Here is a 25,361-nt window from a genome sequence, read left to right on the forward strand (position 1 = left end):
GCAATCACTGTCATGCACAGTGGCCAGACGGGCGCGAACTGTGCTCTATACTCCGGCGCTAGCAGAGGTCTTCGACCAACAGCCAGGGGTGAGCGCGTGCGGAATTACGACCTCGAGTTCCTGAAGAAATTCTCGATGGTGATCGGACTACTGGTAGTGATCACCCTGGGCCTGATTGCCCTGGCAGCCTATTTGCAACGCGCCATTCCCGACGAAGTCTCGCCCACCGCGGCCAAACGCGTGCAGCAACGCATCGCCCCGGCCGGCGCGGTCTATGCCGGCACCACCGGCGCGTCCGCACAGGCCGCAGCCCAGGCGGCAGCGCTGGCCAAGGCCGCGTCGCAGTCTGCCTACGGCGGCAGCACCGACGGCAAGACCATCTTCGACAACCTGTGCACCGCCTGCCACACCACCGGCGTGGGCAAGGCGCCGACGCTGGACCACGCGCACTGGGACGCGCGCATCGCCCAGGGCAAGGACACCTTGTACAAGCATGCGATCGAGGGCTACACCGGCCCGGATGGCGGCATCATGCCGCCCAAGGGCGGCAACCCGGCGTTGACCGAAGAGCAGGTGCGGGCCACGGTCGACTGGATGCTGAGCAATCTGAAGTAAGCGCCTGCAGCAGTAGCAAGCGTTCGCAACAAGCGACTGACACAAGCGGTCGGGGTGCGGCCAGGTTGCAGCGCCTGCCGTGCGCGGGTGTGTCGGCTGGTCAATCGCGAGGCTTGCGCGCGCTTGAGCACGCTTTGCTTTTGTAGCGCGGCAGCCACTGCGCGAGCGTTTGCACTCGCTGCACGACGTGCTTGCAAGCTGACGTCAGCCTTGGTCACCCACGCCAGTGCAATTGCTTCGGGAAATGCCCGTAGCTGCCTGCACCTGCGCAGCGGCCAGGTTGCCCACGCAGCAGCTGGTCGCCACTCGCAACGTTTTGCTAGCCTGTCGCGGTTCTCGCGCGCCGCCTTCGGGGCGGCGCTTGCATGTGGTCTACGTCTTTCTGGAGTGTGTCGATGTCGCGTTGCTCGCTGGTTGTGCTCGGTGTGATCGGTCTGTTGGCGCCACTGCTGGGCAGTGCCGCCGAGGGCGCGCCGCAACGTCTGTCGATCGCCGACGTGCAGGGCGAAGACACCCGTAGCCCCTACGACGGCCGTGTGGTCGACGTGGAGGGCATCGTCACCGCCGATACGCGTACCGGCCTGGCCGGGCTGTTCGTGCAGCAGCCCGGCTTCGAGCCGCGGCGCTCGCATGGCCTGTTCGTCACCGGTGCCGGCAATGCCGAGGTGGCGGTGGGCGACCGCGTGCGCATCGTCGGCACCGTGCGCGAGGTGTCGGCCGGCGGCGAGGCGAGCCTGACCACGGTGGATGCCAGCAGCATCGAGCGCCTCGCCAGCGGCCAGCCGGTGCCGGTGCGCATGCTCAGCGGGCCGCCGGCCAACTGGGAAGCGCTGGAAGGCGAGCACGTACGCATCGCTGCGCTGACGCTCAACGGCAGCGATCGTCTGGACACCTATGGCGAGTTGGTCGCCGCGTTCGGCGGGCGCTTGTGGCAGCCCAGCGAAGTGGCTGCCGCCGGCACCCCGGCCTTCGCGCAGGTGCAGGCCGACAACGCCCGTCGCCAGGTGTTGCTGGACGACGCGCGCAATGGCCGCAGCCCCAAGACGGTGGCCTATCTGCCGGCCGATCCGGTGCTGCGCAGTGGCAGCCTGCTCAAGTCGGTCGACGGCATCGTCGACCAGCGCTACGACGGCAACTACCGCATCCAGGTGCTGAGTCCGTTGACGCTGCCGGCCATGCCGACCGCGGTGGCGCCGCAGGTTGGCGGTGACCTGCGTATCGCCTCGTTCAATCTGGAGAACTTCTTCAACGGCAATGGCCGCGGCGGTGGCTTTCCGACCAAGCGCGGTGCGCGCACGCAGGAGCAGTTCCAGGCGCAGCTGACCAAGCTGGTGTCCACCATCGTGCCGTTGCGCGCCGATGTGGCCGCGTTGATGGAGCTGGAAAACGACGGCAATGGCGCCGATGCGGCGGTGGCGCAACTGGTCGCCGCGCTCAACGCGGCCGACAAGGACAAGGACTGGCAGTTCGTCGACACCGGCAGCGGCCCGGGCGATGACGCGATCCGGGTCGGCATCGTTTACCGCAGTTCGCAGGTCACGCCGGTCGGCAAGCCGGCCACGCTGACCGGCGGACCGTTCGACAGCCACAGCCGGGTGCCGCTGGCGCAGGCGTTTCGCAGCACCCGCGGGGCAACCTTCGTGGTGGTCGCCAATCACTTCAAGTCCAAGGGCTGCGGCAGCGCTAGCGGCGCCGATGCCGACCAGCGCGACGGCCAGGCCTGCTGGAACGCCATCCGCACCGAATCGGCCAAGCGCCTGCACCAGTGGCTGCAGACCGACCCCACCGGCGCGCAGACCAAGCTGGCCGTATTGCTGGGCGATTTCAACGCCTACGCGATGGAAACGCCGATGCGCAGCCTGCGCGCCAGCGGCTGGCAGGACGCCTTTGCGGTGGCCGGCGTGAAGCAGCCCTATAGCTACGTCTACGATGGCATGAGCGGGCGGCTGGACCACGCCCTGCTCAGCCCGGCGATGGCCAGGCAACTGCGCGGCGCGGTGGAATGGCATATCAACGCCGATGTCATGGACGATGCCGGCTATGCCAGGCGCAACCTGCCCGGCCCGTGGCGCAGTTCCGACCACGACCCGGTGCTGCTGGGTTTTTCGCTATAACGCGCTAGCTGGCGCACGTCCCGGCGCGGCGGCGCAGCCGCAGGTTGAGCAGGTGCGTGCTGGCCAGCAGCAGGCTGCCGGTCACCGTGATCGGGGTTTCCCAGCTGCCGCCGGCAACCCCGCTGGCGCCCAGCACCAGTCCGGCCAGGCCGAAGACCGCCAGCGCCCACACCGGCGCGGGCAGCGCATGCCGGCGATGGCTGCTCCACAGCGCGTAGCCGCTCAGCGGCACGGCAGCCGTGGCGAACACCACATGCACCCATTCGGCCCGGCTCCAGGCACCCAGCAGCGGCAGTGCAGCGGCCAGCAATGGCAGCGCCAGGCAGTGCAGCAGGCACAGGCTGGATAAGGCGATGGCCGAGTTGTCCAGCACGGAAGCGGTAACGCGCATCGGGGGTGTCCTGTCGAGCGAGTGTTATATAGTAACACTTCACTCCAGCCAGGCCCTCAGGATGTCCCTGTCCCCCAAGCGCGATTCACGCCTCCCCGTCACCGTGTTGTCCGGCTTTCTCGGCGCCGGCAAGACCACCTTGCTCAACCGCATCCTGCATAACCGCGACGGCTTGCGCGTGGCGGTGATCGTCAACGACATGAGCGAGGTCAACATCGACGCGCAGCTGCTGCGCGAGGGCGGCGCGGCCTTGCGACGCACCGAAGAGACGCTGGTGGAATTCAGCAACGGCTGCATCTGCTGCACGCTGCGCGACGATCTGCTGCAGGAGGTACGCAAGCTGGCCGAACAGAAGCGCTACGACTATTTGCTGATCGAATCGACCGGCATCGCCGAGCCGATGCCGGTGGCGGCCACCTTCGCGGTGCGCGATGCCGACGGCTTCAGCCTGGCCGATATCACCCGTCTCGACACCATGGTGACGGTGGTGGACGGCAGCCGCTTCCTGCAGGACTTCGGCTCGGCCGCCACGCTGGCCGAACTCGGCCAGCAAGCCGGCCCGGACGATAGCCGCGGGCTGGTGCAGCTGCTGGGCGAACAGGTGGAATTCGCCGACGTGCTGGTGATCAGCAAGTGCGATCAGATCGATGCACAGCAGCTGCAACGCCTGCGTGCGGTGTTGCGTGCGCTCAATCGCGAGGCGGCGATCGTCGACGCGGTGCATGGCGAGGTGCCGCTGCGCCAGTTGCTCGACACCGGCCGCTTCGATTTCACCCGTGCGCAGCTGGCGCCGGGCTGGATGCAGGAACTGCGCGGCCAGCACACGCCGGAAACCGAGGAATACGGCATCAGCAGCTTCGTCTATCGTGCACGCAGGCCGTTTCATCCGCAGCGTTTTGCGCGCATGGTGCAAGGCGGGCTGCCGCAGGTGATTCGCAGCAAGGGATTTTTCTGGTTGGCCAGCCGCATGGATTGGGTCGGCGAATTGTCCAGCGTGGGTGGCGCGACCCAGACCAACGCAGCGGGCTTCTGGTTTGCCGCACGCCATCGCGTGGATGCGCATGCCATCGGCGAGCCGCTGCAGACCAGCATCACGCCGCTGCCGTATACCGATATCGGCTGGCAGCGTCAGCAGACGCAATGCTGGACCGCGCCGCTGCCGCAACTGCACGAGGTTGGCGATGCCAGCGAATACGCCGCGATGCAGCGGCTGTGGCACCCGCTATGGGGCGACCGTCGCCAGGAGCTGGCGGTGATCGGCGTGGACATGGATGCGCCGCGCACGCGCGCTGCGCTGGATGCCTGCCTGCTCAGCGATCACGAGCTACGCCAGGGCCCGGCGCAATGGCAACTGCTGGACGATCCGTTTCCGCACTGGAAGCGTTGATGGTGGATTGCATCACGCTGTCGACATCCGTTCGCCCTTGGTTACGGATGCAATCGGAAGCGGGCTTGTATCCTTCAGTGCGGCGTGCGAATGCGCCGCACTGGGCGGCGTCGCATGCCTCACCAGTGGCTGCCGCGCGGCGTGCACGTGCACGTGCAAGCTGCGCTGCCAGGATCTTCAGTAGTAGCCGTTGTCGATTGCCTCTTGATGGGCATCTCTTTCTTTTTCGAAAGACTGTCGACGCTGTTCGGCGGTGGTGGGGATGCCTGACATCAGGCGCGGCGCTCCCAACCTTTCCAGCTGGTCGTCGGTGCTTCTGACGATCTGTTCCAACGCAAGCATGTTCTGGTAGCCCTGCATCATGCGTTGCAGGCGCCGTATCTGCTCCTTGGGTGCGTCGCCTTGCTTCAATGACTCCAGGCGCCGCTGCGCGCGTGCGTAGTTTCTGGCCAGGGCGGCTCTGTCGACGGATTTACGCCGTGCCTTGAGTACTTCGCGCCGGTTGTGCTGCATGGCGTCCATCTGCACCATGGCCAGGCCGCTGCTCGTGGTGCGCGGTGCGCGGATGTCTTCCATCGGTGCCAGTGCGACCAGCAGTGCCTCGAGCTGACTATCGCGGACCTCGTTGCGCCACTCGATCAGGGCCGCCCGTGTCTTGAGCAGGTGTTGCTCCTGTGGAGTTGCCTCGCGGTCCTCCATGAACAGCTGCTTTTGAATATCGCTGCACTGCCTGGTGATCTCTTCCAGTTGCAGATCCAGGCGGCGCAACGAGGGCTGCCGTCCGGGCTGGGGACGTGGGGAGGGCAGCGACGATTGCGCGGGCGTGATCGGCACCGGGGGCGATGCCGGCTTGTCGTGCTGCGGCGGCTGGCCCTCGTCACGGCGCATTCTTTCGGGAATGGGCGGTTGCATTCTCGGATCGACGGGGCGTTGCGGCCCGTGCAGTTGCTGCGCACGCGCTGGCTTGGGCGGAACCGACATCGACTGTCTTGTGGGCGGGGTCTGTTGCGGTTGCGGTTGCGGTCGCTGCACCCGCTCATGATCCGTTGCGTTGGGCACCGGTGGCTGCCAACGCTGATCGACGCGGGCCTGCGTTCCGTGCTGTTGTTGCGTGCGACCGGGCGTCACGGCTGCCGTGTGCGCAGGTGGGCTTTCCACTGTTTCAAGCGTTGGAGAAGAGCCCATGCACGTCAACGGCAACTGCTTGCGTAACGATGCCAGCGATTTACGCGCCGAGGCGAGCATGCCGCGATGGGATTTCGACGCGCCCTGTGATGTTGTTGACTTGGGAGCCTGAGAGAGCGGGTGCTGCGGTGACGCACCTGGAATCAACGGCGTCGTCTTGTTCGGATTGGCGCCGTGCGGTTCCGGGGCGACGCGATGGCGGCTGTTAAACAACTGACTCAGGCGCATCACACACTCCCTTGGGTCGTTTGCACGCATGATAGCCAGCGCTGCATCCCCCTCAAGGCGAGTTGCGAACCGGCGTCGCGCCGGCCGAATGCCGCCATCAGCCCAACCGCATGCCCCAGGCGATCGCTGCGATTGCCGGCGCCGCCAGCAACAGCCCCAACCAGCCGCGGCGGCCGATGCGCTCGCCAAATGCCAGCTTGCCGACGAGTGCTCCCAGGATGACCACGCCCAGGTTCATGCTGGCGAAGACGGTGGCCGGGCTATGCGGCAGTAGCTGATGGGCGCGCACGTAACACAGGATGTTGCCGAAATTGAGCGCGCCAAGCAGCACGCCGGCGAGCAGGTTGCGAAAGCTCAGGCGCGCAACACCGCCCCGGCGAACAACCTGCAGGCCAAGCATCAGCACACCTGCCAGCGCAAAGCACAGCGTCAACGACGTCAGCGACGGCGTACCGGCCTGTGCGATGTGCTTGAGCAACAGATCGATCAGGGCAAAGCCCAGCCACACGCCTGCCAGCCATGGCCAGCCGATCGAGGCCGGCGCTGAATCCGCACCGGCGGCCTGACGTGGCCGTTGCAGGATGCAGACGATGGCCAGCAGACCCAGACCCAGTCCCGCCAGCTTCCAGGCATTGACCGGTTCACCAAAGAGCGTGAACGCCGCCGCCAGCGAGAGCAGGAGCGACAGGCGTTGGGCAATGTCGGTACGGACGATGCCGGCGGTGGCGACCGCGCGTGCCAGCAGCATGAAGATCGACGGCAGCGCCACCGCCAATGCAAACAGTGCCAGCCAGGGCGTGGTCGGCGCGCGCAGCGTGTCCAGTGACGGATGCAGGGTCAGCCACGCAAGCAGCGCGGCAGTGGCGTAGTTCCAGGTGATCGCCTGCGCAGCGTCCAGGCGATAGCGCGGCAGCAGCTTGAGAACCACCGACACCAGGACACTGCAAACGACGGCAAACAGCAGAAAATGCATGGGCAACGCAACGAAGTGTGCAGGCAGGGCGATGAACGCGGCCGGCGGGGCGGCTATTATGACGGTATGTCCAATCCCTTATTCCCCACCGAATCGGCTGCACTGACGTTGGACGGGCCGGTCGGCCCGCTCGATGTCGCGGTCGATCTGCCCGAGCCGGACGTTGCCGTGCAACCGGTCACCGCCATCGTCTGCCACCCGCTCTCCACCGAGGGCGGCAGCATGCACAACAAGGTCGTCACCATGGCTGCGCGCGCGCTGCGCGAGTTGGGGATCACCGTAGTGCGCTTCAATTTCCGCAGTGTCGGCAACTCGGCCGGTGCGTTCGATCATGGCGAAGGCGAGCAGGACGACCTGCGTGCGATCGCCGCATGGGTGCGCAGCCAGCGCCCGGGCGACACGCTGTGGCTGGCCGGTTTCAGCTTCGGGGCGTATGTGTCGTTGCGCGCCGCCGGCTCGCTCGCACCGCAGGTGCTCATCTCGATCGCGCCGCCGGCCGGGCGCTGGGATTTCAGCGACATGCAGCCGCCGGCACAGTGGCTGGTGGTGCAGGGCGATGCCGACGAAATCGTCGACCCGCAGGCGGTGTATGACTGGCTGGAGACCCTGGAGCAGCAGCCCGAGCTGGTACGCATGCCCGACACCAGCCACTTCTTCCACCGCAAATTGATCGACCTGCGCGGTGCAATCCAGCATGGTGTCCGGCGCTGGTTGCCGGCCGCCGTCTGACCGCGGCAGGGCCCATGCGTATCGCCCGGCGATGCGCCGTTGAGCGGGCAAGGCAGCAGCCGGCCCGCGGAGAACACGATGAGTGAGATGACCCCGTCGCAGCGCTACGCCGCCGGCGTACAACGCGGCGACTGGCGCGCCGACCCCGCGCAGCAGGCGGCCCTGGCGGAACTGGACCGTATCCACGAGGCATTGGTGGACAGCGCGCAGGACGGCTGGCTGGATCGGCTGTCGGCGTTCTGGAAAAAGCCCGAGCCGGTGCGCGGCCTGTATTTCTGGGGTGGAGTGGGGCGCGGCAAGACCTTCCTGGTCGACCTGTTCTACGACGGGTTGCCGATCAAGCAGAAGTACCGCACGCACTTCCATCGCTTCATGCGCGGGGTGCACGAGCAACTGCGCGAGCACGCCGGGCAAAGCGATCCGCTGGCCAAGATCGCGCAGCAATGGCGCGAGAATCTGCGCGTGCTGGTGCTGGACGAATTCTTCGTCACCGACATCGGCGATGCGATGTTGCTGGCGCGCCTGCTAGAACGCCTGTTCGCCGAAGGCGTGACCCTGGTGACCACCTCCAACACCGCGCCGGAAAACCTCTACGCCAATGGCCTGCAGCGCGACAGCTTCATGCCGGCGATCGGTCTGCTGCAGAAATTCTGCGTGGAACTCTATGCCGAAGGCACCGAGGATTACCGCATGCGCGCGCTGACGCGCTCACCGGTGTATCGCGCGCCCCTGGATGCGCAGGCCGACGCGTGGCTGACGCAGCGCTGGGGCGAGCTGAGCGGAAACTCGGAGCCGCGCAGCGGCAACATCGAAATCGAGGCGCGCAAGATTGCCGTGCGTGCGCGCGGCAAGAGCATCGCCTGGTTCGATTTCGCCGCGCTGTGCGAGGGCCCGCGTGGCCCGGGCGATTACATCGAGATCGCGCGTGAATTCACCACCGTGTTGCTGGGCGGCATCCCGCACTTCGATCGCATGAACGAGGATGCTGCGCGCCGCTTCGTCAATCTGATCGACGAGCTGTACGATCGCCACGTCAACCTGGTCTGCACCGCGCAGGACGCTCCGCCCGCGTTGTACAGCGGCCAGCGCCTGGCCGGCGCCTTCGAGCGCACCGCCTCGCGCCTGATCGAGATGCAGAGTGCCGAGTATCTGGCGACCGCACATCGGGCCTAGACATGCAGACGCGGCCCGGCCCCGGATTGCACAAGATCGTTGTGACCGATCAGGACGGCGGCCTGGGCCAGTTTGGCGGCGGTGCCTGGCTGCACGATGCAGCGCTCTGGCCAATGGATCCATTGACCGGCCGACCGATGCTGCCCATCGTCATGCTCACCGGCTTGTTTCTACCTACGGCCTATCTGCCCGACGATAGGGTGCTGACGGTCTTCGCCTCGATAGAGCGGCCCGGCGGCGCGGATGGCCGGTCGTCGCTGCGTAGGCTCGCCGTCAACCAGCAAGGTGAGTTCGACAAGCTCGCGCAGGGCCACAGCAAGGTGCTGCTGCATCGACGTGCCGCGCAGGAGGTGTGCGTCGGTGACAGTGCGCGGTTGCTCGGGCGTCATTTCATCGGGCTGCAGCCATTTGGCGACCACGACATGGCCGAAGAGCTGGAAGATGAAGACAGCGGCGCAGGAATGAGCAAACAACTCGGCCGACCATGCTGGTTGCAGGACCCGATCTATACGAGCCCGCGCTACTACTTTCTTGCCCAGTTTGTAGAGGCGGAATTGGGCCGGGTCGATCCCGGCTACGCCGGCCTGTTCGGTGACGGCACCGGTTATCTATTTGCAGACCAGCGCGCCAGGAAGCTGGGCGACGGCGTTGCGGCGGGACATTTCTTCATCCAGTTCACCTGAGTCCTCGTGCCGTGCAGTCGCGCGCGGCCGTGATACAGCCACCAGTCCCGCAAAAGCGACAGATCAAAAATCGCTTGCAATTAAATAGTGCGCTATGTAAATTGCAGCCATGGACACCGCCACAGCCACTGATGCCCGGACCAACGCGCTGCTGCAGCTCGACAACCAGCTGTGCTTTGCGCTGTATTCGGCCAACCTGGCGATGCACAAGCTCTACCGCGGACTGCTGAAGACGCTGGACCTGACCTATCCGCAATACCTGGTGCTGCTGGTGCTGTGGGAAACCGATGGCCGCAGCGTGTCGGAGATCGGCGAGCGGCTGTACCTGGACTCGGCCACGCTGACCCCGCTGCTCAAGCGGCTGCAGGCTGCCGGACTGGTCACCCGCACGCGTGCTGCCAGCGACGAGCGTCAGGTGATCATTGCGCTGACCGACACCGGCCGCGCACTGCGCGCCAAGGCCGGGGCGGTGCCGGAGCAGGTGTTGTGCGCCTCAGCGTGTTCGTTGGACGAATTGCGTCAACTCAAGCAGCAGCTGGAAACGCTGCGCTCAAACCTAGGCACGGGGTGAGCGGATTTTGCATGACCCACACTTTCTGCAACATGTCGTACACGATTTAATCGTCAACTACTCAGCTACATCACGCGCTGACAGCGCTCATTCTGGAGAACCACCATGGCCTCACCTGAAAAAGTCCTCTACACCGCCCACGCCACTGCCACCGGTGGTCGCGAAGGCCGCGCCGTGTCTTCCGACAAGGCGCTGGATGCCAAACTGTCCACCCCGCGCGAGCTGGGCGGCGCCGGCGGCGACGGTACCAACCCGGAGCAGCTGTTCGCTGCCGGCTACGCAGCCTGCTTCATCGGCGCGATGAAGGCTGTCGCGGCGCAGGACAAGCTCAAGCTGCCGGGCGAAGTGAGCATCGACAGCAGCGTCGGCATCGGCCAGATTCCGGGCGGCTTCGGCATTGCCGTGGAACTGCGCATCGCAGTGCCGGGCATGGACCAGGCCGAACTGCAGGCGCTGGTCGACAAGGCCCACCAGGTCTGCCCGTACTCCAACGCGACCCGCGGCAACATCGACGTCACCCTGACCCTGGCCTGATCCACGCCAGCACCACCACGCGTCACACGTGGTGGAGTCAACAACGGCCCGGCGCCTGCGTCGGGCCGTTTTTTTTGTTGCAGCAGCAGGAGCGCTGCCCTGAAGAACACAGGCAGCCGGCGTCGCTGTGTCAGCGCGACCTGGCATGGACGCAAGACACGCCAACGAGTCGATGCACCCGCGTCCGGGTGCGCACGCACGCGCTGGCGATGCGCGTTACCGCGCGGCACACTGTTGCGATGACAGTGCCTGCTTCTGCGACCCCGATCGGACTTTGCTGCGCATGAGCGCAACGCGTCCCACCTTGTTGCTGCTCCCCGGTCTGCTCAACGATGCGCAGTTGTGGCAGGCACAGCGCGTGGCCCTGGCCGAGCTTGCCGACTGCGTGGTCGGCGACATCACCCAGGGTGAGAGCATGCGCGCGCTGGCGACACAGCTGCTGGCGCAGATGCCGCCGCGGTTTGCACTGGCAGGATTTTCCTTGGGTGGCTACGTCGCGCAGGAAATCCTGCGTATCGCGCCGGAGCGCGTGGAGCGGCTGGCCTTGCTGGATACCTCTGCACGTGCCGATTCGCCCGAGCGTGCGGCGCAACGGCGCGCGCAGGAAGCGAGCGTGCGTGGTGCCAGTGCCTTCCACGGATTCGGCGAACGGCTGCTGCGGCACTACGTGCATCCCTCGCGCTGGCAGGACGAGGCCTTGCTGGAGCGGGTGCGTGGCATGACCCAGCGCCTGGGCGTGGAGGTGTTCCTGCGGCAGAACCGGCTGGAGCGGGAAGACGGTTGCGCGCTGCTGCGCGCCTATGTCGGCCCGCTGCTGGTGCTGTGCGGCCAGGACGATGCGATCACCCCGCCCGCATTGCACGAGGAAATGGCCGCACTCGCAGTGCAGGCGCGCCTGGTGCAAGTGCCTGCGTGTGGCCATCTGTCGCCGCTGGAACAGCCGCAGGCGGTGTCGGATGCACTGCGGCAATGGCTGCTCGCCTGATCCCGCGACGACCGAGCCGACCCAGCCAGGCCTGCCGCCGTGCGATCCCATGCGGCGAGATGGCATCAACCAGTGCGCGATGAGGGGCTCTGAACCAGCGGTCTTGGGAAGACGATCAGTGCGCCGTCGGCTGCTACGCAATGCCTGCATTCATGCATGCAAGGCGTCATACGCAGTCACGGCAGCCATCTGGCCGAAGTCACTCGTTGGGCTGCCACAAGGCGTCAAGTTCGCCTGCGCTACACCGCCGCCGTCACCGCGCGGCCGTCGCCACAACGCTGTTGGATACCGGCCCATCGGCGTCGTCTTTCTGCTGATGCGTGTGGAGTTCCAGCATCTGCAGCGGCTGGCCCTGAAAGCGATACTCCAGTGCCTGCTGCACCCCATACAGGGCCTGCGCCTGCGTGCACAGCGTCTGTGCCTGTGCTTCCAGCGCCTGGCTGCGTACCTGCATCTGCTGCTCCATGCGCGCATCCAGCTGCTCGCCGCGTCGCTCCAGCTGCGCAGCGCGTCCGGTCATCACCGTCCACATCACGCTGCGGGTCAGGCTGCCGGCGAGGTCGTCGGCTGCGCGTTCGACACTGGCTTCGAAACGTTCGTCGAACAGCGCCTGCTCCCAGCGCCCACGCCCCAGCGTGGCATCGACCTGCGCGAGTGCGGTGCCGCGCAGCCGCTCCACCTTGCGCTCCTGGCGCGTGCTGTCGGTCAGCATCTGCACCACGCCGGCCAGTGCGTCGAAGCTGATGTCGACCACCGAGCGGGCAATGGCGGTCACGGCCGGCATCAGTGCGCGGGCACCCTGCTCGAGTTCGCGCAGGCGTTGCGCGTCGGCAGCGCTGACCGCTTGCGGTTGGCGATCGATGTTGAGTTCGCCACCGTGGAAGAAAATCTCGCGCGGTACGCCTTGCTTGCGACGCAGCCAGATGCCACCGCTGTCGGCCAGCACGTCGTAGGAGGTGCTGACGTCACATTGCTGTGCGGACACCTGCGGCCTGGCGGTTGCGGCCTGTGCGCTACAGGCCGCCAGCAGCAGGAGCGGGGCCAGGACGGTGCGGATGCGCATGGCGGATGCCCGGGAGTGGTGATGCGGCAGCATGGCGCGTAGCTGCACGCCTGCCATGGGCAGGAAGTCAGGGTGCCGCAGCGGCGTCTTGGCCTCGACGGCGCAAAGCGTGAACCGGGTCGAGCATCGTTGCGCCGACATCCTGCAAACGTTTGGCTCACTTGATTCTCACGGTGTATGGTGTGAATTATGTTGCACAGCAGCATCGGAGCTCAGCAATGCTCGACTCACGCATCGAAAAGGTTGATCTGGCACTCACCGAGATTGCCAAGGACCCATCGGAGAAGGTGGCGCTGTGGCAGTGGGCGTGCCGCGAGATGCTGCACGAGACGCTGATCGGCATGCACCAGCTCTCGCACCTGGCGGGTATTTCCCAGCAGGTTGCCAACGACTGGCGCGCGCCGGTGGATGTGATCGCACCCGAGAAGCCTTATCTGGCCCCCTCCGCGTTGGCCGACCGCCGTCTCCCGCAGGTGCTCGATGGCCTAGGCAATACGCATGACGACAACGACCGCGCCACGCTGTGGCGGCTGCGCTATGCGAGCCTGATCGCCGCCACCCTGCAGGGCATGCAGGCACTGGCCGACAAGCACCGCATCGACCGCCAGGCGATGGCACTGTGACAGTGAGCTGACAGCGCTACGCGGCCGCAAGCGCTGCGCCGGCTTCCGAACGGTCGCTTCACGTCAACATGCTTGCTTCAATGCCGGACGGCGGCCTCTTCCAGATGCCGCCAGGCATGCCGCACGATCCAGCGCGCCTGGTCCCAGGGCACCGACAGCAGCGGTTGATAGTGGTAATAGCCGTCCTGCAGCACGCGATACAGCTGCGCCTCGGTCGCGCGCGGATAGGCCAGATAGATGTCGTAGCCAAGCGTGAGTAGCCGGGCGTAATCGGCAAAGGCGTAACCACCCAGATGGCCTTCGGCGTGGACATCGCGCCAGTAGGCGATCTCGGTGTCGAGATCGACGCTGCGGCGGGTCAAGACGGATGCGCTGTGCATGGGTAGGACTCCGTTGCCGAGACTACCCCCCTGTGTCCGGCACCGTAGCAGCGCCTGCCGCGTGCAACCAGCACGCGACGACGAGCGGTCATCGCGGTGGTTGCGCCACGGGCCGGACAGTGCCGACCCGTGGCAGCCGGGATCTCAATCCCAGTCGGGAGCGATGGCTTTCGGATTGGCCAGCCGTTGCCCGCGGTCCAGTGCGGCGATCTCGGCCATGTCCTGCTCGCTCAGCCGCAGCGTCTGCGCCTTGAGATTGCTCTCCAGATTGTCGCGCTTGGTCGAGGACGGAATCACCGAATACCCCTGCTGCAGTGCCCAAGCCAGGGTGACCTGCGCCGGGGTGGCGTCGTGGCGCGCGGCAATCGCCTGGATCACCGGGTCCTTCAGCACCTCGCCCACCGCCAGCGTCATGTACGAGGTGACATGGATGCCTTGCTCGCGCAGGAACGCGATCAGGCTGCGGTTCTGCAGGTACGGATGCACTTCGATCTGATTGGTGGCGATGGCCTCGGCGCCCAGGATCTCGATGGCCTGCTTGATCAGCGCGATGGTGAAGTTGGAGACGCCGATCGCGCGGGTCAGGCCCTGTTGCCGGGCCTCGTTCAAGGCTTCCAGGTAGTCGCGCATCGGCACCTGATCCTTGGGCGAAGGCCAGTGGATCAGGGTCAGGTCGACATGGTCGGTGCCCAGTTTGCGCAGGCTTTCCTGCAGGCTGGGCAACAAGGCGCCGCGGTCGAACTTGTCGACCCAGATCTTGGTGGTCAGATACAGCTGATCGCGCGGCAGGCCGGATGCAGCGATGGCCTGGCCGACCTGTTCTTCGTTGTCATAGATCTGCGCGGTATCGACGGCGCGGTAGCCCAACTCCAGTGCACTGCGCACCGAGTCGATAACGACCTGGTCCTTGAGACGGAAGGTGCCGAGGCCGAATGCGGGGACTGTCATTGTGTTCCTTTGGTAATCGGGAATGGGGAATCGTGCATCGCAAAAGCTGATGTCGTGGGGGCGCTGCGAGCCATTAGTCCAGTGCGACGACGGCCTTGCCGAAGTTCTCGCCGCGCAGCAGGCTGATCAGGCCCTGCGGGGCGCTGTCCAGGCCGTGCAGGACGTGTTCGCGGTACTGGATCTGGCCGTCGCGCAGCCACTGGCCCATCTCGCGCAGGAAGGCGGGCATCAGGCGGATGAAATCGTGCTGGATGAAGCCGCGCACGGTCAGCCGCTTACGCAGCACCTGGCCCATGAACTCCGGCAGCCGATCCGGCCCCGGCAAGGCCTGGCCGCGGCTGTTGTAGGTGGCGATCACGCCGCACACCGGGATGCGCGCGAAGTCGTTCAATTGCGGCAATACCGCGTCGAAGACCTTGCCGCCGACGTTCTCGAAATAGATGTCGATCCCGTCCGGAGTGGCCGCGCGCAGCTGTTCGGCAAAGTCGTCGGCGCGATGGTCCAGCGCCACATCCACGCGCAGCACCTCGCGCAGATACCGCACCTTTTCCTCGCCACCGGCAATGGCCACCACGCGCAATCCCTGCAGACGCGCCAGCTGGGCCACGGTGGCGCCGACCGGCCCACTGGCTGCCGCCACCACCAGCGTTTCGCCGGCCTGCGGCTTGCCGATTTCGTGCAGGCCGGCGTAGGCGGTGAAGCCGGGCATGCCGTACACGCCGAGCGCGGTGCTCAGCGGCAGGGCATCGTCCTTGGGCAGCTTGCGCAACGGCGCGGTGGGCGTGAACAGGCTATGGCTCTGCCAACCGCCGGGCAGCACCAGCAGGTCGCCGGGCTGATAGCCGGCATGGTGCGACTCGAGCACTTCGCCGACGGTGCCGCCTTCCATCACCGCGTCGATCTCCACCGGTGCGGCGTAGGACGGGCCTTCGTCCATGCGTCCGCGCATGTACGGGTCCAGCGACAGGAAGCGGTTGCGTACCAGGATCTGGTCGTGCCCAGTGGGCGGCAAGGCGACGTCTTCACTGCGGAAGTTGTCGGCGCTCGGCTCGCCGTGCGGGCGTGAGGCCAGCACGATGCGGCGATTGGTGATCGATGTCATGGGGGATTCCTTGCGGAAAGGGCCGCGCGTACGCGACCGGGGGAGCGCAGCCGCAATGGCGGCTGCGCGCGGAAAGACACGCGTGGTCGACTGCGTACGTGATGCAGGCCGATGCGTCAGGCTGCGTCGGCTGGCTCGGGGGCGCTTGCGGCATCGAGCTGTGCAATCTGATCGGCGCTCAGCGACAGCTGCGCGGCGGCGAGCACATCGTGCAATTGGGTCACACTGGTGGCACTGACGATCGGTGCGGTCAGGCCCGGGCGTGCGATCAACCAGGCTAATGCGATCTGTGTTGGCGTGGAGCGGTGGGTGGCCGCCAGATCGTCCAGCGCCTGCAGGATGCGCAGGCCGCGCGGATTGACGTATTGCTTGACCACCGAGGCACCGCGCGCGCTGCTCTTGCCGGCGTCGTCGGCGCTGCGGTACTTGCCGGTCAGAAAGCCGCTGGCCAGCGAGTAGTAGCTGATCACGCCGAGCTCGCGTTCGCGCACCAGCGGCTCCAGCTCGGCCTCGTAGCCGGCGCGATCGTAGAGGTTGTATTCCGGTTGCAGGCTTTCGTAACGCGGCAGCTTGTACTGCTCGGAGATATCCAGGGCATCGCGCAGGCGTGCGGCGCTGTAGTTGGACGCGCCGATCGCGCGCACCTTGCCCTGTTCGATCAAGCGGCCGAACGCGGCCAGCGTGGCTTCCAGCGGAATCGATTCGTCGTCTTCGTGCGCCTGGTACAGATCGATCACATCGGTCTGCAGGCGGGTGAGCGAATCTTCCACCGCAGCGGCGATGTTCTCCGGCGACAGGCCCGGATGCTCGCTCCATTTGGCCACCTTGGTGGCGATCAGCACCTTGTCGCGCTTGCCGCTGCGTGCGAGCCAGCGCCCGATGATGGTTTCCGACTCGCCACCGCGATTGCCCGGCACCCAGCCGGAGTACGCATCGGCGGTGTCGATCAGATTGAAACCGGCATCGACGAAGGCATCGAGCAACGCGAACGAGGTTGCCTCGTCGGCGCTCCAGCCAAACACATTGCCACCGAACACGATCGGTTGAACCTGCAGGCCGGAGCGGCCTAGCGCGCGGGAGTGGGTCATCGTGGTTGCTCCTGATTCGAACTGCCGACAGGATAGTCATGCGTGCCGATGTTGCGTGTGACACCTGCGTGGATTCAGCGTTCCGCAGATCGCCCTCATCGACTCACGTCGTCTGAACATGTGGCCCGCCGCGCCTGGTGCGGCGCGTCATGCGGCGCACGGATCCATGCACATGGCAGGCTTCGGGCCGCATGCTAGGCTCGCGCTACTTTTTCCCGCAAAGGGCGCTGCGATGATCCGCAACAAGCTGGTGTGTGCATGTGTGGTGGGGATGGCAGTGGCGATGAGCGCGCCACTGGCAATGGCAATAAAACCGGCCGATAGCGCCAGCTTGCCGGCGCCCGATGCGGCGCTGCAAAAAGCCATCGACGGCAACTGGCGCGATCGCGTCTACGTGCAGCGCGATGTCTATCGTCATCCCGGCCAGACGCTGGCGTTCTTCGGCATCAAGCCGACCCAGACCGTCGTCGAAATCACGCCGGGCGGCGGCTGGTATTCGGAAATCCTGGCGCCGTACCTGCGCGACAAGGGCAAGTATGTTGCTGCGGTGGTCGACCCGGCGGCGGTGCCGGAGGGGCGCGGCCGCGATTCGGCACAACGTGGGCGCGACGAGCTGGAGAAGAAGTTTGCCGCAAAGCCGGAGGTGTACGGCAAGCCGTCGTTCGTTTCCTATGTGCCCAAGACGCCGTCGTTCGGCGTGGACAACTCGGCCGATCTGGTGCTGACCTTCCGCAACGTGCACAACTGGCGCATGGCCGGCAATGCCGAGGCGATGTTTGCCGGCTTCTACAAGGTGCTCAAGCCCGGCGGCGTGCTCGGCGTGGTCGAGCACCGTGCCAAGGCCGACGTGCCGGCCGACGACAAGAGCGGCTATGTCGGCCAGGCGCAATTGATCGCGATGGCCGAAGCGGCCGGATTCAAGCTCGCCGGCAAGAGCGAGGTCAACGCCAATCCGCGCGACACCAAGGACTATGCCGGTGGCGTGTGGACCCTGCCGCCGAGCAACAACCACGACAAGGCCGACGATGCCAAGTACAAGGCGATCGGCGAGAGCGACCGCATGACCTTGAAGTTCGTCAAGCAGTGAGACGCGGCCAGCATGCCGACGCACCGCGCGTCGGCATGCAGGTCTTGGGTGCTGCACGCTGTGGTGCGTCGATGCTGGCATGGCGCGCGGCATGCGATGACTGCGCAATCGGCTGCACGACCGTAAGGACGGCGCGGACAGCGCAACGATGGCCAGTTGGACCAACGCTGCGCTGGTTTGCATGCGGCAGGCCACTGATGCAGAACCGCCCCGCGTAGCGATGCCGGCGGCGTCAGCGTGCAACGCGGTTGCGGGCAGCAGCGCACCGCTTGCCGCTGGTAGCGCGACCTCTTCAACCCGGTGCACGACTCACGCGCCACGCGCGGGGCCTGCAACGACCTTGCGCAACAGGATTGGCATGTTGGTGTTGTTGAACAAACCCTATGGCGTGCTGTCGCAATTCAGCGACCGCTCGCAGCCGCCCAAGCGCACGCTGGCCGAATTCGGCCTGCCGGCCGACGTCTATGCAGCCGGTCGCCTGGATCACGACAGCGAAGGCCTGTTGCTGCTGACCGACGACGGCGCATTGGCGCATCGCTTGACCGACCCGCGCCACAAGCAACCCAAGACTTACTGGGTGCAGGTGGAAGGCGACCCGGAACCTGCGCAACTGCAGGCCTTGCGCGATGGCGTGCTGCTCAACGACGGCCCGACCCGCCCGGCTGGAGTGCGCAGGCTCGATCCGGCACCGCAGCTGTGGCCGCGCGATCCGCCGGTGCGCGTGCGCAAGACCGTGCCCGATGCCTGGCTGGAGCTGCAGATCACCGAAGGGCGCAATCGCCAGGTGCGGCGCATGACTGCCTCGGTGGGCCTTCCGACCTTGCGTCTGATCCGCGTGGCGATCGGCGACTGGACCCTGGATGCGCTCGCGCCGGGCCAGTGGCGCATCGAACACACGCATGGCGCGCGCCCTGGCAGGACGCGACGCTGATCCTGCATCCGGTACAGCGGTCGCTGCACCGCATGCGGTGCTGAGCTCGATGCATCTTGGACGGCGCTGCTTCCACAGAACCGCTCATGCGGCATGAGCAGCAGGATTGGTAACGCGAGCACAGATGCAGCGGTTGCGTGTCTGCGTGGCCGATCCACCCTGCGATGCGGCAATACAGCGCGGGTCAGGGCAAGCGCGGTAATGACAAGGGCGCGACTAGGGGCAAGCAGCGCGATCACACGCGATCGCTAATCGCTCCGGACCTGCACATGTAGTGCCGCATTCTTCGAGCACGCAAGTGGGTATCGATGACTTGGCGATTTAACGGTGGCATCGATCGTGGTCCACAAACAAAAACGCCACGGCGCAGGGCCGTGGCGTCATGTTTTCTGCCTGGAACGACGGCTTATTCGATGCCGTCGCTCGGAGTCACTGCACCGCGACGCTGGTAGGCGGCGCGACGTGCGCTGGCGTTGCTGGCGTGTTCGCGGTCCAGACGGTGGACGTTGCCGCCAAGCACCTGCTGGTCACGCTGGCGCTTGCGATACACGGCATAACCGATCAGGCCCAGGCCGGCGACGGCAGCAGCCACGGTGACGGCCGGGTTGCGCTTGACCACTTTGCCAACGACCTTGCCGCCGGTGCGCACGGCACCCAGGGCAGCACCGGTCTTCAGCCATTCGCTGGCGCCCGGACCGAAATGACGCAGGCTGCTGCCTGCATGACGGGCCTGATCGCCGGCATTGGAAGCGGCGTGACGCAGGTGGTCGCCAGCATTGCCAGCCAGTTCCAGGGCACGCTCCAGGGCGCGTTCGGTGATCACAGTCAGCTTGCTCATTGGAGGCGTTTCCTTTCTGAGTACGTGGGCCGCAGTGTGTGGGCTGCTGCGTATAGACGGTGTTAGCGGTGGTAGGGCTTGTTTGGGTTGCGGTTAAGTAATGAGGTTAGGCGACGCTGTAATCGGTGCTTACCTGGCTTCGGTAGTTACCTGGGTGCGACAGAAGCCTGCCCTGGCCGGTGTCGACGTCGACTCCCTTCTCCGGCCGGGAGAAGGTGCCCTGCAGGGTCGGATGAGGGTACGGGCGAAGCCACGTGCAGTTGTAATTACAACGAGGGCTTCGCCCCCGTACCCTCACCCCAACCCCTCTCCCGAGGGGAGAGGGGCTCATATCAGGTACCTCGCGGTTTTGCCCGATGGGTTGCAGTCGCGGTCCATGGATCTTCCGGCCACGGATGTCTGGGATACCGCCCCTTCATTTCCTTCCTGACATCCGGATAGGTTGTGACCCAGAAGCTCTTCAAATCCTGCGTCACCTGCAACGGGCGTCCGCCGGGCGAGAGCAGATGCAGGGTCAGCGGGATGCGGCCGTCGGCGATGCGCGGGGTTTCGGCCAGGCCGAACAGTTCCTGCAGCTTGACCGCCAGCACCGGCGGCAACGGTTGCCCGGCGTGGTCGAGGGCGTAGACGATCTGCCGCTCCATGCCCGAGGGCACGCTGATGCGGGTGGGCGCGTGGCGGTCGATCAGCTGGCGGCGGTCCCACGGCAGGGCGGCCTTGAGCGCTTCGCCCAGATTGGCCTCGTCCAGCGCATCCAGGCGGGTCTTGCCGGCGAAGGCCGGGCGCAGCCAAGTGTCCAGTGTCTCCAGCAACGCGGCGTCGGACAGGTCGGGCAGTGCAAGCTCGGGCATCCAGGCACGCAACGACTGCAGGCGGGCCCGCCATTGGCGCAGGCCGTCGGTCCACGGCAAGGCATCCAGGCCAAGCTGCCGCACCGCCTCGGTCAGGGCGCCGGCGGCCTGCGCCGGATCGACGCGGCCGGCCGGGCGGCTGTCGAGCACGATGCGGTCGAAGCTGGATTGCCGACGCGCGACCAGGGCGCGCTTGTCCGCGTCCCACTGCACCAGATCCTGCTGCACGAAGCGCTCGGGCACGCTGCGGCGCAGATAGCCTTCGTCCACCGGCGCGGCGCGCAACAGCAGCGCGTCCTTGGCTTCGTAACGCAGCTCGCTGGCAACCAGCCAGGGTTCGCCGCGCAGGTCGCTGTGGTCGAACAGGCGCGCGCTGCGGCCGTTGGCCAGCAGGTAGCGCAACGGGTCGTTGGGATGGCGTGCGGCAATGCGGTCGGGGAAGGCGTGCGAGAGCAGGTCGCCGAGCGCGTGCGCCTCCACGCTGGCCGGCGGAGCGCTGTCGCAGCGCAGCCGGCGGCGCCATTGTTTGGCGGCGCTGTCGATCGCGGCCAAGCCGCCGCGGTTGGCATCGTGCGCGCTGCGGCCTTGGCGGAATGCGGCCAGTGCGCGCCAGCGCGCAGCCAGTCCATCGCCGCCCTGACGCAGCGGGTCGCGCGCTTCCAGCAAGGCGGCCAGGTCGCAGGCCAGCGCCACGCGTGTCGCGTCGCCAGCTTGCGCCAGCATCGCGGCCAGGCGCGGATGGGTGCCCAGCGCGAGCATGCGCCGGCCCAGCGCGGTGATGCCGCCGCTGCCGGTGAGCGCGCCCAGCCGCTGCAGCAATTCGTGCGCGGCGGCCAGCGCACCGGCCGGCGGGGCATCGACGAAGCGCAGCGCGGCGCTGCCCCAGGCGGCCAGTTCCAGCGCCAGGCCGGCCAGCTCCACCTGGGTGATCTCCGCGCGCCGCTGCGGTTCCAGCCGCTGCGATTGCGGCCACAGCCGGTACGCCCAGCCGCTGGCCACACGCCCCGCGCGGCCGGCGCGCTGGTCGGCCGAGGCCTGCGCGATGGTGGTGATGTCCAGGCGCGAGAAACCGCTGTTGGGATCGTAATGCGGCTCGCGCGCCAGCCCGCTGTCGATGACCACGCGCACGCCGGGCAGGGTGACCGAGGACTCGGCGACGTTGGTCGCCAGCACCACGCGGCGGCGGCCGGACGGGTCGGGTTGCAGCACCTGGCTTTGCGCCTCGACCGACAGCTCGCCATGCAGCGGCAGCACCTGCACCGCCGGGTCCAGCACGTCCTGCAGCGCGCTGTGCACGCGTGCGATCTCGCGCTGGCCGGGCAGGAACACCAGCACATCGCCCGGATGGGTGGACAAGGCGTGTTCCACCGCGCGCCGGGTCTGCGGCTCCAGTGCTTCGTCGCGGCGCGCGGGAAAGTGCGCGATCTCCACCGGGAAACTGCGCCCGGCGCTGCTCAGGCGCGGTGCGTCGAGAAAACCGGCCAGGCGCTCGCCATCCAGCGTGGCCGACATCGCCACGATGCGCAGGTCATCGCGTACCTGCGCCTGCACGTCCAGCGCCAGCGCCAGGCCAAGGTCGCCTGCCAGATGGCGTTCGTGGAATTCGTCGAACAGCAGCGCGCCGACGCTCTCCAGCATCGGGTCGTCCTGAATCAGCCGGGTCAGGATGCCCTCGGTGACGACCTCGATGCGGGTACGCGCGGAGGTCTTGTTCTCGAAGCGGATGCGGTAGCCCACCGTCTCGCCGATCGGCTCGCCCAACTGGCGCGCCATGAACACGGCGGCGCTGCGGGCGGCCACGCGCCGCGGTTCCAGCATCACGATCTTGCGACCGGCCAGCCAGGGTGCGTCCAGCAAGGCCAGCGGTACCTGGGTGGTCTTGCCGGCGCCGGGCGGGGCTTCCAGCACCAGCCGCGGATGGGCGGCCAGGCTGTCGCACAGCTGCGGCAGCAGGGGGGAGATCGGAAAGGCAGGCTCGGTCATGCGCGGGAAGGATACGGGCACGTCACAAATGGCGCGACGGTCGGGCCGTCGGGTGAAGCCTGTCGGGGAATCCGGAAGTGCTATTACCTTTTAGGCATTCAAGGCTGACTTTGGCGCCGGCGCTGCTTCAGGCCGGCAGCGTACCTGTCGATAACCGCTGTACTCCCTGATTTGGACGCCCCATGTCTGCTGTCACCCCGAAATTCGTCAGCCTGCAAAGCAAGCTGCTCGGCGCGCTCGCGCTGGGTCTGTCGGTCATCCTGCTGTGTGCCCTGGGCGGTTTGGGCACGGCGTGGCTGAGTCTGTCCGGCAAGGTGCCGCCGGAGGTGGCGCAGGCCTCCAGCAGCGAAGAGATCACCCGCGATTTCCGCCTGCAGGTGCAGGAATGGAAGAACGTGCTGATCCGCGGGCGCGATCCGGCGCTGCTGGACAAGCACCTCAGCGCCTTCCGCGAGCAGGGCAGGAAGGTGCAGGCCAGCACCGAGGCGCTGGCCAAGGCTACCCATGACCCGCAGGCGCGCACGCTGGCGCAGGACTTTGCCAAGGCGCATCTGGGTCTGCAGCGCAATTACGAAGCGGCGCTGGGCAAGTTTGCCGAGGCCGGCTACGACACCCAGGTGGGCGACCAGCTGGTCAAGGGCCAGGACCGCGCGCCCAGCCACACCCTCGAAGAACTGGTGAAGCGCAGCAAGACCCTGGCCGATGCCGCGGTGCTGGCCAGTTCGCAATCGGCGCAGCACAAGCTGGTGCTGTCGGCGGTGGCCACGATCGCTGCGGCGCTGTGTCTGGTGGCAGTGCTGGGCTGGTGGATCCGTCGCTCGATCGTGCGCCCGATCGAAAACGTCGCGCGTGCGGCACGCCAGGTGGCGGCCGGCGATCTGTCGGCGCGTGCAGCGGTCAGCACACGCGATGAAATCGGTCTGCTCGGCCAGGCCATGGGCCAGGTGGTCAACACGCTCACCGACGTCTCCACCGCACAGGCCGACATGGCACAGCGACACGAAGCCGGGCAGATGAGTTACCGCATGGACGCGCAGGCCTTCCCGGGCGCGTACGGCCGCATGGTCGACGACACCAATGGCTTGATCGGCGCGCAGGTCGGTCTGATCGGCGACATGCTGCAGGTGATGCAGCATTACGCGGTCGGCGACATGTCGGTGGACATGCCGCGCCTGCCGGGTGAGAAGGCGCAGATCACCGAGGCGATGGACACCACCAAGCGCAACCTGGCGGCGATCAATGGCGAAATCCGTGGCCTGGTCGACGCAGCTGCGGCCGGCGACTTCGCCACGCGCGGCAATGCCGAGGCCTACCAGTTCGAATTCCGCGCCATGGTCAACGGCGTCAACGGCCTGATGCAGAACGTGGACCAGAATCTGGCCGAGCTGTCGCAGCTGCTCAAGGCGATCGCCGATGGCGACCTGACCGCGCGCATGCACGGCAACCAGCAAGGCGTGTTCGCACGCATGCGCGACGATGCCAATGCCACCGTGCAGCGCCTGACCGATATCGTCGGCGACATCACCGTGGCCGCGCAGACCATTCGCACCGCCTCGGCAGAGATTGCCGCCGGCAACAACGACCTGGCGCAGCGCACCGAACAGCAGGCTGCCAACCTGGAAGAAACCGCCGCCTCGATGGAAGAACTCACCTCCACCGTGCGCCAGAACGCCGACACCGCGCAGCAGGCCAGCCGCGGCGCGCAGGCGGCCGCGGAGATCGCCGGCCGTGGCGGCGAGATGGTGGCCAGCGTGGTCGACACCATGGGCGAGATCGAGGTGTCGTCCAAGAAGATCGCCGAGATCATCAGCGTCATCGACGGCATCGCGTTCCAGACCAACATCCTGGCCTTGAACGCGGCAGTGGAAGCGGCGCGTGCCGGCGAACAGGGCCGCGGCTTTGCCGTGGTCGCCTCGGAAGTGCGTGAGCTGGCGCAGCGTTCGGCCGGCGCGGCCAAGGAGGTCAAGCAGCTGATCGACGCCTCGGTGGACAGCGTGGAGCGCGGCAGCGCGCGCGTGGATCAGGCCGGGCAGACGATGCAGCAGATCGTGCAGTCGGTGCAGCAGGTGACCACGTTGATTGGGGAGATTTCCGCCGCATCGCGCGAACAGTCCTCCGGCATCGAGCAGGTCGCCCGCACCGTCAACGACATGGACGAAACCACCCAGCGCAATGCCGCATTGGTGGAAGAAGCCTCCGCGGCGGCACGTGCAATGGAAGAGCAGGCGGTGGAACTGAGCGAAGCGGTATCGGTGTTCCGCCTGGACGCACGCCGGCCAAGCCTGGCGGCTGCGGCTTGATTGCGTGAGGCGTTGTAGCGGCCTAGGTGCAGATGCTTGAATCAAAAACCCGGTGCGTCGAGGGCGCGGTGCCCTCACCACTTGCGGGACACGTCATGCATCCGTCCGTGTAGGCTCCTTGGCGGCATTCATGCCGCCAAGGGTCCCGCAAGCGGCGGGGACGCCGCACCGAGCTTTGGTCGATGGTCGCGTGAAAACCTGGTTTTGCTTTGGGGTGCCGAGAAGTTTGAGATCGCTTCGTTCAAGGCTTGCCTGTTGCTCGAATTCGATTGAGGGGCTAACTGGACTCCCACAATCCGAACAACGCACATCGTGCATTGCTTGCACCAAGCACACCGACCATCTCGCTTGGTCCTTGCCCGCCTACCGTCGCGGGACCTTACGCGGCATGGATGCCGCGTAAGAGCCTACAAGGACGTACTTGCGGCGTGTCCTGCGAGGGTGGGCGGGCAAGGGCCCTGCAACCAAGCCGCAGATCGACCGCTCCAGATCGACCACTCCACGACCGCTCTATCCGCACCATCCAGTCACTTCGAGACACACGAAAACTGCGCTAAAAACCTGCGAATTCCAGTCGCAGCGTCTTTGGACGACCAAGC

Annotated in this window: 23 protein-coding genes; 13 read left to right on the forward strand and 10 right to left on the reverse strand. The window is 66.6% G+C overall.

From position 1 onward, the window contains the following. The first annotated feature begins 96 nt into the window (after positions 1-96). The gene (locus tag AC1PLA_RS01480; protein WP_016902056.1) at positions 97-615 is read left to right on the forward strand and encodes a c-type cytochrome; all 519 of its coding nucleotides are present in this window, start codon (positions 97-99) and stop codon (positions 613-615) included. 395 nt (positions 616-1,010) lie between these two features. Continuing rightward, the gene (locus tag AC1PLA_RS01485; protein ID WP_481105425.1) at positions 1,011-2,729 is read left to right on the forward strand and encodes an ExeM/NucH family extracellular endonuclease; all 1,719 of its coding nucleotides are present in this window, start codon (positions 1,011-1,013) and stop codon (positions 2,727-2,729) included. A 4-nt stretch (positions 2,730-2,733) separates the two neighbouring features. On the opposite strand, the gene AC1PLA_RS01490 is transcribed toward AC1PLA_RS01485, so the two are convergent. Beyond that, positions 2,734-3,120, reverse strand: a complete 387-nt coding sequence (locus AC1PLA_RS01490) for a MerC domain-containing protein (protein WP_054592074.1) — start codon at positions 3,118-3,120, stop codon at positions 2,734-2,736. Between the two features lie 61 nt (positions 3,121-3,181). Here AC1PLA_RS01490 and AC1PLA_RS01495 point away from each other — a divergent pair, with 61 nt between their 5' ends. Continuing rightward, positions 3,182-4,507, forward strand: coding sequence for a GTP-binding protein (locus tag AC1PLA_RS01495; RefSeq protein WP_481105426.1), 1,326 nt, complete (start codon positions 3,182-3,184; stop codon positions 4,505-4,507). A gap of 177 nt (positions 4,508-4,684) precedes the next feature. Here the strand turns inward: AC1PLA_RS01495 and xopR are convergent, their stop codons facing one another. Together xopR and AC1PLA_RS01505 are read right to left on the reverse strand one after the other, a co-directional pair. Beyond that, the gene (gene xopR, locus AC1PLA_RS01500; RefSeq protein WP_481105427.1) at positions 4,685-5,920 is read right to left on the reverse strand and encodes a type III secretion system effector protein XopR; all 1,236 of its coding nucleotides are present in this window, start codon (positions 5,918-5,920) and stop codon (positions 4,685-4,687) included. Between the two features lie 97 nt (positions 5,921-6,017). Continuing rightward, positions 6,018-6,893: an EamA family transporter gene (locus AC1PLA_RS01505; protein WP_014509391.1), complete on the reverse strand. Its 876-nt coding sequence runs from the start codon at positions 6,891-6,893 to the stop codon at positions 6,018-6,020. 66 nt (positions 6,894-6,959) lie between these two features. On the opposite strand from AC1PLA_RS01505, the gene AC1PLA_RS01510 reads away from it, so the two are divergent. The 6 genes from AC1PLA_RS01510 to AC1PLA_RS01535 all read left to right on the forward strand — a co-directional run bounded on the left by AC1PLA_RS01510 (position 6,960) and on the right by AC1PLA_RS01535 (position 11,568). After that, positions 6,960-7,622: an alpha/beta hydrolase gene (locus AC1PLA_RS01510; protein WP_228880296.1), complete on the forward strand. Its 663-nt coding sequence runs from the start codon at positions 6,960-6,962 to the stop codon at positions 7,620-7,622. A gap of 78 nt (positions 7,623-7,700) precedes the next feature. After that, complete coding sequence (gene zapE, locus AC1PLA_RS01515; RefSeq protein ID WP_026064606.1) at positions 7,701-8,795, forward strand: cell division protein ZapE; 1,095 nt, start codon at positions 7,701-7,703, stop codon at positions 8,793-8,795. Between the two features lie 26 nt (positions 8,796-8,821). After that, positions 8,822-9,478: a hypothetical protein gene (locus AC1PLA_RS01520; RefSeq protein WP_481105428.1), complete on the forward strand. Its 657-nt coding sequence runs from the start codon at positions 8,822-8,824 to the stop codon at positions 9,476-9,478. Between the two features lie 109 nt (positions 9,479-9,587). Beyond that, the gene (locus AC1PLA_RS01525; RefSeq protein ID WP_047127839.1) at positions 9,588-10,049 is read left to right on the forward strand and encodes a MarR family winged helix-turn-helix transcriptional regulator; all 462 of its coding nucleotides are present in this window, start codon (positions 9,588-9,590) and stop codon (positions 10,047-10,049) included. A 105-nt stretch (positions 10,050-10,154) separates the two neighbouring features. Next, positions 10,155-10,583 carry an organic hydroperoxide resistance protein gene (locus AC1PLA_RS01530; RefSeq protein WP_039515670.1) on the forward strand — a complete coding sequence of 143 codons (429 nt, stop codon included), beginning with the start codon at positions 10,155-10,157 and terminating at the stop codon, positions 10,581-10,583. A gap of 283 nt (positions 10,584-10,866) precedes the next feature. After that, a complete protein-coding gene (locus tag AC1PLA_RS01535) occupies positions 10,867-11,568 on the forward strand; it encodes an alpha/beta fold hydrolase (protein ID WP_349780171.1) in 702 nt (233 codons plus the stop codon). A gap of 253 nt (positions 11,569-11,821) precedes the next feature. Here the strand turns inward: AC1PLA_RS01535 and AC1PLA_RS01540 are convergent, their stop codons facing one another. Continuing rightward, positions 11,822-12,631, reverse strand: coding sequence for a DUF2884 family protein (locus tag AC1PLA_RS01540; RefSeq protein WP_374151331.1), 810 nt, complete (start codon positions 12,629-12,631; stop codon positions 11,822-11,824). 218 nt (positions 12,632-12,849) lie between these two features. Between AC1PLA_RS01540 and AC1PLA_RS01545 the strand changes: the two genes are divergently transcribed. Next, on the forward strand, positions 12,850-13,254 hold the full coding sequence (locus AC1PLA_RS01545) for a hypothetical protein (RefSeq protein WP_039528967.1): 405 nt from the start codon (positions 12,850-12,852) through the stop codon (positions 13,252-13,254). A 77-nt stretch (positions 13,255-13,331) separates the two neighbouring features. Here the strand turns inward: AC1PLA_RS01545 and AC1PLA_RS01550 are convergent, their stop codons facing one another. The 4 genes from AC1PLA_RS01550 to AC1PLA_RS01565 form a co-directional block, all read right to left on the reverse strand. After that, a complete protein-coding gene (locus AC1PLA_RS01550; protein WP_039517581.1) occupies positions 13,332-13,634 on the reverse strand; it encodes a hypothetical protein in 303 nt (100 codons plus the stop codon). 144 nt (positions 13,635-13,778) lie between these two features. After that, entirely contained in the window at positions 13,779-14,582 is an 804-nt protein-coding gene (dkgB, locus tag AC1PLA_RS01555) for a 2,5-didehydrogluconate reductase DkgB (protein ID WP_104561040.1), read from the reverse strand. Positions 14,583-14,655: 73 nt separating this feature from the next. Continuing rightward, a complete protein-coding gene (locus AC1PLA_RS01560) occupies positions 14,656-15,684 on the reverse strand; it encodes an NADP-dependent oxidoreductase (RefSeq protein ID WP_102253179.1) in 1,029 nt (342 codons plus the stop codon). Between the two features lie 116 nt (positions 15,685-15,800). After that, the gene (locus tag AC1PLA_RS01565; RefSeq protein ID WP_104561038.1) at positions 15,801-16,772 is read right to left on the reverse strand and encodes an aldo/keto reductase; all 972 of its coding nucleotides are present in this window, start codon (positions 16,770-16,772) and stop codon (positions 15,801-15,803) included. Positions 16,773-17,004: 232 nt separating this feature from the next. On the opposite strand from AC1PLA_RS01565, the gene AC1PLA_RS01570 reads away from it, so the two are divergent. Both AC1PLA_RS01570 and AC1PLA_RS01575 read left to right on the forward strand, forming a co-directional pair. Beyond that, on the forward strand, positions 17,005-17,859 hold the full coding sequence (locus tag AC1PLA_RS01570; protein WP_481105429.1) for a class I SAM-dependent methyltransferase: 855 nt from the start codon (positions 17,005-17,007) through the stop codon (positions 17,857-17,859). A 358-nt stretch (positions 17,860-18,217) separates the two neighbouring features. Next, positions 18,218-18,790, forward strand: a complete 573-nt coding sequence (locus AC1PLA_RS01575) for a pseudouridine synthase (protein WP_166769441.1) — start codon at positions 18,218-18,220, stop codon at positions 18,788-18,790. A gap of 406 nt (positions 18,791-19,196) precedes the next feature. On the opposite strand, the gene AC1PLA_RS01580 is transcribed toward AC1PLA_RS01575, so the two are convergent. Further along, positions 19,197-19,628: a hypothetical protein gene (locus AC1PLA_RS01580; protein ID WP_481105430.1), complete on the reverse strand. Its 432-nt coding sequence runs from the start codon at positions 19,626-19,628 to the stop codon at positions 19,197-19,199. A 332-nt stretch (positions 19,629-19,960) separates the two neighbouring features. Beyond that, entirely contained in the window at positions 19,961-22,462 is a 2,502-nt protein-coding gene (gene hrpB, locus AC1PLA_RS01585) for an ATP-dependent helicase HrpB (protein ID WP_481105431.1), read from the reverse strand. 182 nt (positions 22,463-22,644) lie between these two features. On the opposite strand from hrpB, the gene AC1PLA_RS01590 reads away from it, so the two are divergent. Then, positions 22,645-24,762 (forward strand): methyl-accepting chemotaxis protein, encoded by a 2,118-nt coding sequence (locus AC1PLA_RS01590; protein WP_481105432.1) that lies wholly within the window; start codon positions 22,645-22,647, stop codon positions 24,760-24,762. The last annotated feature ends 599 nt before the right edge of the window (positions 24,763-25,361 follow it).

Source organism: Xanthomonas sp. NCPPB 1826, from assembly GCF_056725285.1.